10 protein-coding genes are annotated in these 11,372 nt (G+C 64.9%); 7 read left to right on the top strand and 3 right to left on the bottom strand.

What is annotated here, in order from left to right:
• Window positions 1–135 precede the first annotated feature (135 nt).
• The 5 genes from sdhC to creD all read left to right on the top strand — a co-directional run bounded on the left by sdhC (window position 136) and on the right by creD (window position 5,066).
• The gene (sdhC, locus tag KJP29_RS17740) at window positions 136–519 is read left to right on the top strand and encodes a succinate dehydrogenase, cytochrome b556 subunit (protein ID WP_218464835.1); all 384 of its coding nucleotides are present in this window, start codon (window positions 136–138) and stop codon (window positions 517–519) included.
• Between the two features lie 11 nt (window positions 520–530).
• Window positions 531–908, top strand: coding sequence for a succinate dehydrogenase, hydrophobic membrane anchor protein (sdhD, locus tag KJP29_RS17745; RefSeq protein ID WP_218464836.1), 378 nt, complete (start codon window positions 531–533; stop codon window positions 906–908).
• 10 nt (window positions 909–918) lie between these two features.
• Window positions 919–2,724 (top strand): succinate dehydrogenase flavoprotein subunit, encoded by a 1,806-nt coding sequence (sdhA, locus tag KJP29_RS17750; RefSeq protein WP_218464837.1) that lies wholly within the window; start codon window positions 919–921, stop codon window positions 2,722–2,724.
• 12 nt (window positions 2,725–2,736) lie between these two features.
• Window positions 2,737–3,516 (top strand): succinate dehydrogenase iron-sulfur subunit, encoded by a 780-nt coding sequence (locus tag KJP29_RS17755; RefSeq protein ID WP_218464838.1) that lies wholly within the window; start codon window positions 2,737–2,739, stop codon window positions 3,514–3,516.
• 116 nt (window positions 3,517–3,632) lie between these two features.
• A complete protein-coding gene (gene creD, locus KJP29_RS17760; RefSeq protein WP_218464839.1) occupies window positions 3,633–5,066 on the top strand; it encodes a cell envelope integrity protein CreD in 1,434 nt (477 codons plus the stop codon).
• A 25-nt stretch (window positions 5,067–5,091) separates the two neighbouring features.
• Here creD and KJP29_RS17765 read toward each other — a convergent pair whose 3' ends face one another.
• Both KJP29_RS17765 and KJP29_RS17770 read right to left on the bottom strand, forming a co-directional pair.
• Window positions 5,092–7,614, bottom strand: coding sequence for an ABC transporter permease (locus tag KJP29_RS17765; RefSeq protein WP_218464840.1), 2,523 nt, complete (start codon window positions 7,612–7,614; stop codon window positions 5,092–5,094).
• On the bottom strand, window positions 7,611–8,282 hold the full coding sequence (locus KJP29_RS17770) for an ABC transporter ATP-binding protein (protein ID WP_218464841.1): 672 nt from the start codon (window positions 8,280–8,282) through the stop codon (window positions 7,611–7,613). Before KJP29_RS17770 ends, KJP29_RS17765 begins: the two co-directional genes overlap by 4 nt.
• A 70-nt stretch (window positions 8,283–8,352) precedes the next feature.
• On the opposite strand from KJP29_RS17770, the gene KJP29_RS17775 reads away from it, so the two are divergent.
• Window positions 8,353–8,979, top strand: a complete 627-nt coding sequence (locus tag KJP29_RS17775; protein WP_218464842.1) for an arylesterase — start codon at window positions 8,353–8,355, stop codon at window positions 8,977–8,979.
• Here KJP29_RS17775 and KJP29_RS17780 read toward each other — a convergent pair.
• On the bottom strand, window positions 8,976–9,776 hold the full coding sequence (locus KJP29_RS17780) for a DUF4198 domain-containing protein (RefSeq protein ID WP_218464843.1): 801 nt from the start codon (window positions 9,774–9,776) through the stop codon (window positions 8,976–8,978). The two genes, KJP29_RS17775 and KJP29_RS17780, sit on opposite strands and share 4 nt — an antisense overlap.
• 37 nt (window positions 9,777–9,813) lie before the next feature.
• On the opposite strand from KJP29_RS17780, the gene KJP29_RS17785 reads away from it, so the two are divergent.
• Window positions 9,814–11,007: a HupE/UreJ family protein gene (locus KJP29_RS17785; RefSeq protein ID WP_218464844.1), complete on the top strand. Its 1,194-nt coding sequence runs from the start codon at window positions 9,814–9,816 to the stop codon at window positions 11,005–11,007.
• Window positions 11,008–11,372 lie beyond the last annotated feature (365 nt).

The raw sequence follows: 11,372 nt of genomic DNA on the forward strand, positions 1-11,372 counted from the left end.
ACACTTCGAAATCCGTGGTGTTAGCGCCTGTCAGCCCCATTTTTCCGTAATCCGCGCGTGACTCTCGCCCGCTCCCGGGTCTAAGACATGCCGCAATTGCACAAGCCTTCGCCAACTGCATCGAAAGGTCGCTTCATGGCTGATGTGAACCCGCAGGGTCGCCCCCTTTCCCCCCACCTTCAGGTTTATAGCCTGCCGCTGAACGCGAAACTGTCGATCCTGCACCGGATCGCTGGCGCCGCGCTGAGCGTGACCGCCGTGCTGGTCGTCTGGTATTTCCTCGCGCTCGCCACCGGGCCGGAATATTTCGAAACCGCCAGCGCCGTGCTCACCTCGTGGTTCGGGGACATCGTGTTCTTCCTCTCGGCCTGCGGGCTGTGGTTCCACTTTGCGAACGGCGTGCGCCATCTCATCTGGGACACCGGCAGCTATTTCGGCGCCAAGACCACACAGCGTTCGGCGATCTTCGGTCTCGTCTTCGCCGTGATCATGGTCGCCATCACCGTCATCGTCGCGTAAGGGAGGACCTCATGCGTTATCAGACCGACCGCTCGCGCGTCGAAGGACTTGGCTCGGCCAAGTCGGGCACGAAACATTTCTGGGAACAGCGTATCAGCTCGATTGCGCTCCTGTTCCTCGTACCGCTCTTCGTCTTCCCCTTCGCCTACAACCTTGGCGACGGCTATGAAGAGGTTCTGGCGGCCTATTCGCATCCGGTGAACGCCGTGATCGCCGTCGCTTTTTTCATCACCACCTTCCTGCACCTGTTCCAAGGCTTGCAGGAGATCATCGCGGATTACGTCCACGGGCGGCGCGGCATGATCCTCATGATCGCGACGCGGCTGCTTTGCTCGCTCTTCGCTCTCGTCGGCATCTACGCCGTCATCAAAATTTCGCTCGGGGCCTGAGGGACGGACCATGGCAGAATACGCATACGAAACGCATGAATATGACGTGGTCGTCGTGGGCGCCGGTGGCGCGGGCCTGCGCGCAACGCTGGGCATGGCCGAACAGGGGCTCAAGACCGCCTGCGTGACCAAGGTCTTTCCGACCCGCTCGCACACGGTTGCCGCGCAGGGCGGGATCGCCGCCTCGCTTGGCAACATGGGCCCGGACAGCTGGCAGTGGCATATGTACGACACCGTGAAGGGGTCGGACTGGCTGGGCGACACGGACGCGATGGAATACCTCGCGCGTGAAGCGCCCGCGGCTGTGTATGAGCTCGAACACTACGGCGTGCCCTTCTCGCGCACCGAGGAAGGCAAGATCTACCAGCGCCCCTTCGGCGGTCACACGACCGAGTTCGGCGAAGGCCCCGCGGTGCAGCGCACCTGTGCCGCCGCCGACCGCACCGGCCACGCGATCCTGCACACGCTCTACGGTCAGTCGCTGAAGAACAACGCCGAGTTCTACATCGAGTATTTCGCCATCGACCTGATCATGTCGGAGGACGGCGTCTGTCAGGGCGTGGTCTGCTGGAAACTGGACGACGGCACCTTCCACGTCTTCAACGCGAAGATGGTGGTCCTGGCGACTGGCGGCTATGGCCGCGCCTATTTCTCGGCCACCTCGGCGCACACCTGCACCGGCGACGGTGGCGGCATGGTGGCGCGCGCGGGCCTGCCGCTTCAGGACATGGAGTTCGTGCAGTTCCATCCGACCGGCATCTACGGCTCCGGCTGTCTGATCACCGAAGGCGCGCGTGGCGAAGGTGGCTACCTCACCAACTCAGAAGGCGAGCGGTTCATGGAGCGCTATGCGCCCCACTACAAGGACCTTGCGCCGCGCGACTATGTCTCCCGCTGCATGACCATGGAGATACGCGAAGGCCGCGGTGTGGGCGAACATGGCGACCACATCCACCTCAACCTGTCGCACCTCCCCGCCGAAGCGCTGGCGGAACGTCTGCCGGGGATTTCGGAGTCTGCCAAGATTTTCGCGGGCGTCGACGTCACGAAGGAACCGATCCCGGTGCTGCCGACCGTGCACTACAACATGGGTGGCATCCCGACGAACTACTACGGCGAAGTGCTGAACCCGACCGAGGGCAACCAGAATGCCGTCGTTCCCGGCCTCATGGCCGTGGGCGAGGCGGGCTGTGCCTCGGTCCATGGCGCGAACCGGCTTGGGTCCAACTCGCTCATCGACCTCGTGGTCTTTGGCCGCGCCGCAGCGATCCGGGCGGGCAAGGTGGTCGATGCCTCCGCGGCGAACCCGAAGCTCAATCAGGCGTCGATCGACAAGGCCTTCGACCGTTTCGACGGGCTGCGCAATGCCAATGGCGGCACGCCGACCGCCGAACTCCGGCTCGAGATGCAAAAGACCATGCAGGCCGACGCCGCGGTGTTCCGGACCGACAAGACACTGGCCGAGGGGGTCGAGAAGATGACCGCCATCGCCGCCAAGATCGGCGACCTCAAGGTGACGGACCGCTCGCTCTTCTGGAACTCCGACCTCATGGAGACGCTGGAACTCACGAACCTCATGCCGAACGCGCTTGCCACCATTCACGGAGCGGAAGCGCGCAAGGAAAGCCGTGGGGCCCATGCGTCGGAAGACCACGACAAGCGCGACGACGACAAATGGCGCGTGCACACGATTTCGCGCGTCGACGGGAACAAGGTGGACCTCACCTATCGTCCAGTTATCGTCGATCCGCTGACCACCGAAGATCAGGGTGGGATTTCGCTCAAGACTATCGCGCCGAAAGCGCGGACGTTCTAAGGAGACACGTAGATGGTTGAACTCGCACTCCCCAAGAACTCCCGGATCCGAACCGGCAAGACCTGGCCAAAGCCCGCCGGCGCGACGAACGTCCGCAAGTTCATGATCTACCGCTGGACGCCCGACGATGGCGAAAACCCGCGGGTCGACACCTATTTCCTCGACATGGACAAATGCGGGCCGATGGTTCTGGACGCCCTCATCAAAATCAAGAATGAGATCGACCCGACGCTCACCTTCCGCCGCTCCTGCCGCGAAGGGATCTGCGGCTCATGCGCGATGAACATCGACGGGCGCAACCACCTCGCCTGTATCTTCGGGCTGGACGAGATCAAGGGCGATGTGAAGATCTATCCCCTGCCCCACATGCCCGTGGTGCGCGACCTCGTCCCCGATCTCACGCTCTTCTACGCGCAGCATGCCTCGATCATGCCGTGGCTCGAGACCAAGACGAACGCGCCGCAGAAGGAGTGGCGCCAGTCCATCGAAGACCGCAAGAAGCTTGACGGTCTTTATGAATGCGTTATGTGCGCGTCCTGCTCGACCGCCTGTCCGTCCTACTGGTGGAACCAGGATCGCTACCTCGGGCCGGCCGCGTTGCTCCATGCCTACCGCTGGATCATCGACTCGCGGGACGAGGCGACCGGCGAGCGTCTGGACGACCTCGAGGATCCGTTCAAGCTCTACCGCTGCCACACGATCATGAACTGCGCCGAGACCTGCCCCAAGGGGCTGAACCCGGCCAAGGCGATTGCCGAGATCAAGAAGATGATGGTGCAGCGCTCGATCTAAGGCGAAAGCTCGGTTTCTTTCAGGGCCCCGTCGGCGCGACCGGCGGGGCCTTTTCCTTTTCGTTGCACGCGCGGGAGCCTCGCGGCATGGTTGCGCCATAGCGGCAGGAGCATGTCATGCGTGGATCTTTGGGATTTCGGTTCTTCATCGTGGGCGTGCTGACGGTCCTCATGGTCATCCCCCTCATGCTCGCCTCCGAGGTGATCAATTCGCGCAAGAACTACTCCCGCGACGCGGTGCGCGAGGTCGGTCGGGAGTGGGGCGGCGAGCAGGTGCTGTCCGGCCCCATGCTGGTCCTGCCGGTGAGCGAAGAGGTTACGCGCGTGATCTCGGAACCCGTCATCGACGAAGAGAGCGGGGCGCAGCAGTTGGACGCGAACGGAAACCCCGTGACCCGGCCCCTGTCGCGGCTCGAACGGGTAACGCGCGACCCGATCCGACTACTGCCGGGCCGCTACGACGTCACGATGCGGACCGAGACCGAGATGCGTTACCGGGGCATCTTCAACGTCCCGGTCTACCGCGCCGCGGTGGGAATGGACTTCGATTTCCCGGTAGAGGCCGCCGAGACGGCGCTGGTCGGCCAAGAGGAAATCGACTGGGCGGGCGCGCGGCTCGTGGTCAACCTCACCTCGAACGCGGCGCTGCGCGGGGTGGCGACGCTGACCGGCGACGGCGCGGAGATCGCCATCGAACCCATCGCGAGCGGTGGTTATCTGGGCGGGATCGAGGCGGCAATCACGGATGTGCGCGCAATCGACGGCTACCGGCTCGACCTTGGCCTGAACGGCGCGCAATACCTCCAGATCGTGCCAGTGGGGCGCAATACCGCTGTCACGATCGAAAGCGACTGGCCCCACCCCAGCTTCACGGGCGGCTTCCTGCCCGACGGATCGACCATCACCGACGCGGGCTTCGAGGCGACATGGACCATCCCGCACCTTGCCCGCACCTTGCCGCAGGTGAGCCGAGAGGATTTCACCGAAGCGATGCGCAGCAACATGGCCTTCGGCGTCGATTTCTACGAGCCGAACGACTTCTATCAAAAGGCCTACCGCGCGGCGAAATACGGCATCCTCTTCATCGCGCTCACCTTCCTCACGGTTCTGCTCATCGATCGCAATACCACGCGCCCCGCGCACCCCGTACAATACGTGCTGATCGGTCTCGCGCAGACGGTCTTTGTCCTGCTCATGGTCGCCTATGCCGAGCAGATCGGCTTCACGGCGGCCTATGCGCTGTCGTCGGGGGCGACGATCCTGCTCATCACGCTTTTTGGCTGGGTCGGGCTGAAGCTCGGGAGCCGCACACCGGTCCTTGGCGCTATGCTCCTGGTCGTCTACGCCGTGCTCTATTTCATCCTGAAGAGCGCCGACTATGCACTTATCGCAGGCTCCACGCTCGCCTTCCTCGCTCTGGCAGCGACCATGTGGCTCACCCGGAACGAGGATTGGTATGGGCCGGGCGAGCCGGGGGCCCGGCTTTTCAGGCGCGAGGCGAAACCGGTGCCGACTGCACCGCCACAGGCACCGGGAAGCCCGGCACCCTGACAGGGTCGGGACCCGGCCCTTCCGGTCACTCCCGCGCGCGCAGGACCTGCGCCGGACGGGCCGAGAGCGGGCGCAGGGAAAATCCGAGCCCGGCCAGAAGGGTAAGCGCGATGCCCCCCGCCACGATGGCGACGGCGGACACGGGTTCGAACACGAAGTCGGTGCGCATCACGAAGGTCGAGACCGCCCAGCCCGCCATGGCGCCCGCGAAAACCGCGACGATCCCGGCGGCCGCACCGAGGATCGCGGACCTGAGGGCGAAGTTTGCAAGGATCCGGCCACGAGGTGCCCCGAGCGTCTTCAGGATCGCGGCCTCGTAGGTCCGGGCGCGCACACCGGCGGCGGCGGCCCCGATCAACACCACCGCTCCGGTGGCCAAGGTAACAAGCGCGCCATAGGTGACGGCGGCCGCGATGGTCGACATGAGGTCCGTCGCCCGTCCGATGGCATCCCGGACTGAGATCATCGTGATGTTGGGATAGGCCCGGGAAATATCGCGCAGAAGCGCCGCTTCGGCCTCCGGCTCGGCATAGATCGTGGCAAGCCAGGAATGCGGTGCACCAGCAAGGGCCGAGGGGTTCATCGTGATCGTGAAATTCATCGCGGCGGAAGAAAAATCGACATCCCGAAAGCTCGCCAGCGTTCCCGTGATCTCGCGTCCCAGGATGTTGATCGTCATCGTATCCCCGAGCGACAGACCGATTTCCTCGGCCTCTTCGGCCACGAAGCTGATGAGCGGCGGACCGTCATAGTCCTCGGCCCACCAGTCGCCTTCGGTGATCTCAGTGCGCGCGGGAAGGGCTGCGGCATAGGTCACGCCCCGGTCGCCGGTGACGATCCAGTGATCCCCGGCCACCTCGCGGGCGGGGCGCCCGTTGATTTCGGTGATGATGCCGCGCAGCATGGGCGCCGCGTCCATGCGACTGACAGCCGTGTCGCCGGTCACCCGGTCCCGGATCGCGTCGATCTGGTCGGGCTGAATGTCGACGACGAAGAAGCTCGGCGCGATGTCGGGCAGCTCGCGCGCAATCGAGCCGCGCAGATTGTTGTCCACCTGTCCCACGGCGGCCAGAACCGACAGCCCAAGTCCAAGCGAGAGGACCACCGAAGCGGCCTCGTTCCCCGGTCCGCCGACCGAAGCGAGCGCCATGCGCAGGCTGGGCCGGCCACGCAAGGCTGGCCGACGGGCAAGCCGGCGCGACAGGCCACGCACCCCCTGCCCGGCCAGCACCAGAAGCAGAAAGGCCGCCGAAATCCCGAAAGCCGACCAGAGCGCAATCTCCGCCATGCCAGAAAAGAACGCGGCGCTCCCGACGAGCAGGCCGAGGAGGACCAAGGTGACGACGATCCAGAGCGGGCGCGGCCATCCTTCGGCCCCGAAGGCCGCGTCCCGAAAGAGCGCCGCGGCCCGGATGTTCTCGGATTTCGCGAGCGGCCAGAGGGTGAAGAGCGCGGCAGCGATCACACCATAGAGCGCGGCCTCGGCCAGCGGCCCGGGACGGATCGAAATATCGGCGGGGATCGGCAGGTTCGCCGTGATGATGGGCCCGGCGACAAGGGGAAGCAGTGCCCCGAGCACCAGCCCGATCAGAAGGCCGAACGCGGTGAGCACCCCGATCTGTAGCGCATAGGTCATCATGATCGTACTGCGCGCGGCGCCAAGCGTCTTCAGGGTCGCGATCACCTCGGTCTTGGTTTCGAGATAGGCGCGGACGGCGGCGGAAATGCCGACACCACCCACGGCGAGCCCGGCAAGCCCCACGAGAACGAGGAATGATCCCAGCCGGTCGATGAACTCGCTCACACCGGGCGCGCCGTTGCGGGCATCCCGCCACCTGGGCGCCGAGCCGGCCATCGCGGCCTCGGTCCGGTCCTTCAACGCGCCCAAGGCGGTCCCTTCCGGCAGGCGAAGGCGATATTCCGCATCGAAAAGCGTGCCTTCGGCCAGAAGCCCGGAGGAGGCGAGCGCGGAGGTGAGCACGACCGTGGGCGGTCCGAAGTCAAAGCCGCCGCCGGCATTGTCGGGCGCGCGCACAAGTGCGGCGGACAGCCGGAAATCCTGCTCGCCGAGCCGGATCACGTCGCCGATCCCAAGCTCCAGCCGCGCGATGAGAAGCGGGTCGAGCACCGCACCGGGAAGCCCGTCGCGATCCCCGAGCGCCTCGTCGAGCGGAAGCGGCGGGTCAAGGACGACCTCCCCGTAGATGGGCCAGGCGCCATCCACCGCCTTGACCTGCGTCAGGGCGCGGTCCGAACCATCCGGCAATGTCGCCATGGAGCGAAAGTCGATGACCTCGCCGACCTCCTCGGAAATCGAGGCCAGATAGCTCAGGTCCTCCGCGGAGGCGCGGCGATAGGTCAACTCCACGCTGGCATCGCCACCCAGAAGAACGGCCCCCTGTTCCCTGATCCCCGCTTCGATGCTGTCGCGCACCGATCCCACCGCGGCGATGGCCGCAACGCCCAGCGCAAGGCAGGCGAGGAAGACGCGAAAGCCCGACAGGCCCCCGCGCAGTTCACGGCGTGCGATCTTCCAGGCAATGGTCATGCGGCAAGCGCGCCGTCTTCGATGCGGATCACCCTGTCGCATCTTTCCGCAAGGTCGGGCGCGTGAGTGACGAGGACCAGGGTCGACCCGTGGCGGTCGCGCAGCCCGAAGAGAAGGTCCATGATCGCCTGCCCCGTCGTTCCGTCGAGATTTCCCGTGGGCTCATCCGCGAGAAGGATGTCCGGTCGTGTTACCGCAGCCCGCGCGAGCGCGACACGCTGCTGTTCGCCGCCCGACATCTGCGACGGATAATGCCCGGCCCGGTGCTCCAGACCCACTGCCGAAAGCTCCGCCTCGGCGCGGGCAAAGGCATCGGGCGCGCCGGCAAGTTCCAGCGGCGTTGCGACGTTTTCCAGAGCGGTCATCGTCGGAATAAGGTGGAAGGATTGGAAGACCACCCCCATATGATCCCTTCGAAAGCGGGCGAGCGCGTCTTCGTCCATCGGTCCAAGATCCCGGCCCAGTGCCGACACCCGACCCGATGTCGCGCGTTCCAACCCGCCCATGAGCATGAGGAGTGAGCTTTTGCCAGACCCGCTTGGCCCCGTGAGCCCGACCGTTTCGCCCCGCCCGATGGACAGCGTAATGCCCCGCAGGATATCCACCGGCCCGGCATTGCCCATGAGGCTGAGGTCGACCCCTGAGAGATCAAGAACGGTTTGGGTCATGGGCGGGGTCCTTCGGCGTCTTCGCTCATGGGCATGTAAGCCTGCCGCGAGCATATCCAAGGGGCTGTTAATGCTTCCTTTCCTCGTGTTGCCTTCCTTCGCGGATCCCGTCCGCATCCTCGCCTTCGGGGACAGCCTGACACAGGGCTATGGCCTGCCCCAGAACCAGGGGCTCGTGCCCGTGCTGGAAGGCTGGTTGCGCGCGAGGGATGCCGAGGTGAACGTGGTCAATGCGGGCGTGTCGGGCGATACCACCACCGGGGGACTGGGACGGCTCGACTGGTCGCTGACCGAGGATATCGACGCCGTCATCGTGGCGCTTGGCGGCAACGACCTCCTGCGGGGCACGCCGCCCGGGACGGTGGAAGGCAACCTCGACAAGATCCTTCAGAAGATCGGCGACCGGGGCCTGCCTGTCCTGCTGGTGGGATACAAGGCGACGCCGAACTACGGCCCGGACTACAAGACCGCCTTCGACGCGCTCTATCCGCGGCTGGCTGAACGGCATGACGCGATCTTCTTTCCCTATGTCTTCGAGGGCATGGCCGAGGCCGTGGCAACCGGAACCGTGACGCAGGAGGATCTCTTGCAAAGCGACGGCATCCATCCCAATGCGACCGGTGTCCGGCTCAACGTCGATGCCATGGGGCCCAGCGTGCTGTCGCTCTATGAAGCCGCGCGCGCGATGTCCGACTAGGGCGTGCTGAAAGTCAGGTTGGCCCAGGCCGAATGCCACACCGGCCCAGCATCGGGGTCGTCGTTGCCGGTATCCTCCATGACCACGGCGTCGACCATGTATTCGGTCGAGGGAGCCATCGGGATAACCGCCAGCCCCGTCTCGTCGGTGCGATAGAAGCTCTGGGTGATCTCGCCCGACGGACCCCGGGCGAAAACCTCGACCTGCGCCTCCGCACGGGGTGCGCCATCATAGAGGACCTGCACTGGCATGCCGCCCGAAAGATCGTCTGTAAAGGGATTGAGCCCCGCGACGATCTCGTGGTGAAGCCCCACGGCGAGGTCCGTTCCGGCACCATCCCCGACGGCGACGAGTGACTTGGCGTAGCGCGTGTAGGCCTCGCGAAAGGCAAGCTCGGGAAGACCGCGCTGCGCATGACGTTCAAGGACGTCGCCCAGATCCTTGTGCGCGACGAACCTCTCGAACAACTCCCGCTCGCGGTAGGTCAGGTCGTGGTTGGCGGTTTCGTGAATGACGATGGCGAGGCCTTCTTGGGGAGCCGGCATGTCGAGCGCAGGGATGTCCCCGATGCGCCCCTCGACAGGGGCGGTCCGATCCCCCATCCTCACCTCGAACCGCGCGAACTTGCCGGGGAAGTAGCTTTGCGCCGCTCCCCTGAAGTCCTGTCCGACGCGCAGGTCGGCGATGATCGCATCCCCAGTGGCGACCGTATAGTCACGTGGGGCAATCCAGAACTCGTGCGCATGGGCGACGCGGGCCAAGCAGAGGCAAGTCAGCAGAATGGTCGCAAAACGCATGGTGTTTCCTGGCTGTTCGTCGTCTGGCAGCGTCGCTATGGATCCGCGGAAGTCAACCGCCGTGCCGCCCACTTGCGCGAAAGTGACGGCGGCCTGGGTCCTGGTGCTCGCGGTCGTCGCCTGTCTTTGCGCAGCACAGGCACGGGCGCATGAGGTTCAGCCCGCCATCGCCGATGTCACCGTCTCCGAAGGCCGGGTCGATGTGACCGTCATCCTCAATGGCGAGGCGATTGCGGCGGGCATCGACCTGTCGTCGATCACCGACACCAACGATGCCCCCAACGCCGCTGACTACGACGTCTTGCGCGCCCTTCCCCCCGCTGACTTCGCCGCGCGGTTTCGCGACGGCTGGGATGAGTTTGCCGCTGGGCTCGGGCTGCGCGCCGGGGAAGTGCCGCTCGACGCCGAGCTTTTGTCGGTCGAAACCGAACCCGGAGAGGCCGACAGCCTGCCCCGCCAGACCCGCGTCCTGTGGACCGCCGCGCTGCCAGTGGGGGATGCCCCCGGCGGCGGGGACGGGGTCAGTTTCGCCTGGGACGAACGCTATGGCCCCGTCATCCTGAGGCAGATCGTGGAACCCGAGCCGGAGAGCGAAGACCCCTATGCTGCTTTCCTCAATCCCGGTCAGCGGTCCGAGGAGATGCCGCGAACCGGGACCGCGAGGCTTGGCACCGGGGCGGCGATCCTGAACTATATTTCTATCGGCTATACGCATATATTACCGAAGGGTCTCGATCATATACTCTTCGTGCTGGGGCTCTTTTTCTTTTCGCTGCAAATGCGCCCGCTGGTCACGCAGATCACCGCCTTTACCGTCGCGCACACCCTGACGCTTGCCTTGGCGACGCTGGGGATCGTGCGCATACCCGCCTCTGTCGTCGAGCCGCTCATTGCCCTGTCCATCGCCTATATCGCCATCGAGAACATCGTCCGGCCGAGGTTGACCGGCGTCCGGATCGCCGTGGTCTTTGCCTTCGGCCTGCTCCACGGCGTGGGCTTTGCCTCTGTCCTGAGCGACATAGGCCTGTCGTCGGGCCGCTTCGTGATCAGCCTCATTTCCTTCAACGTGGGCGTGGAACTCGGACAACTGAGCGTCGTCCTCGCCGCCTATCTGGGTCTCGGCATCTGGTTCGGGTCGAAGGCATGGTATCGCTCGGCCATCGTCATACCCATGTCATCTGTCATCGGGATCATCGGGCTCTGGTGGACCATCGAAAGAGTGATTCTCTGAGGCGTTTTTCGCATCCGTGCGAGAGGTAAGGTTATCCTTACCTATAGCGCCCGCCCTCCTGTCCGGTTTGTTGCATTTTACAAACCCGTTCGCGGTCCGGGGTGAAATAACCACGCCAGCCCGCGACGGAATTCTCCAGAACGCAGTATTCCTATCCCTATAGGTAGGTGCCTCCCTGCCACCAAGACGTGTAAGGCAGTCTGTGAATTCGCGCTCACAAGCGGGCGAAATATTCGTGGGGGCAGGTTAGTTGAGAGTTCTGGTCGCAACCGAGCGGGCATTGGTCAGGGACAAGATCACCGAAGCCTGCGCCTCCGTCGAGCCCCTGTCCGCAGACTTCCTGACAGACCGCCGGAGCCTAGAAC

Source organism: Maritimibacter sp. DP1N21-5, assembly GCF_019218295.1.
Taxonomy (GTDB): Bacteria; Pseudomonadota; Alphaproteobacteria; order Rhodobacterales; family Rhodobacteraceae; genus Maritimibacter.

Excerpts from the sequence above, each read along its gene's own strand:
- sdhC (WP_218464835.1), top strand. The coding sequence starts at position 136 with ATGGCTGATGTGAACCCGCAGGGTCGCCCCCTTTCCCCCCACCTTCAG.
- sdhD (WP_218464836.1), top strand. The coding sequence starts at position 531 with ATGCGTTATCAGACCGACCGCTCGCGCGTCGAAGGACTTGGCTCGGCC.
- sdhA (WP_218464837.1), top strand. The coding sequence starts at position 919 with ATGGCAGAATACGCATACGAAACGCATGAATATGACGTGGTCGTCGTG.
- KJP29_RS17755 (WP_218464838.1), top strand. The coding sequence starts at position 2,737 with ATGGTTGAACTCGCACTCCCCAAGAACTCCCGGATCCGAACCGGCAAG.
- creD (WP_218464839.1), top strand. The coding sequence starts at position 3,633 with ATGCGTGGATCTTTGGGATTTCGGTTCTTCATCGTGGGCGTGCTGACG.
- KJP29_RS17765 (WP_218464840.1), bottom strand. The coding sequence starts at position 7,614 with ATGACCATTGCCTGGAAGATCGCACGCCGTGAACTGCGCGGGGGCCTG.
- KJP29_RS17770 (WP_218464841.1), bottom strand. The coding sequence starts at position 8,282 with ATGACCCAAACCGTTCTTGATCTCTCAGGGGTCGACCTCAGCCTCATG.
- KJP29_RS17775 (WP_218464842.1), top strand. The coding sequence starts at position 8,353 with ATGCTTCCTTTCCTCGTGTTGCCTTCCTTCGCGGATCCCGTCCGCATC.
- KJP29_RS17780 (WP_218464843.1), bottom strand. The coding sequence starts at position 9,776 with ATGCGTTTTGCGACCATTCTGCTGACTTGCCTCTGCTTGGCCCGCGTC.
- KJP29_RS17785 (WP_218464844.1), top strand. The coding sequence starts at position 9,814 with ATGGATCCGCGGAAGTCAACCGCCGTGCCGCCCACTTGCGCGAAAGTG.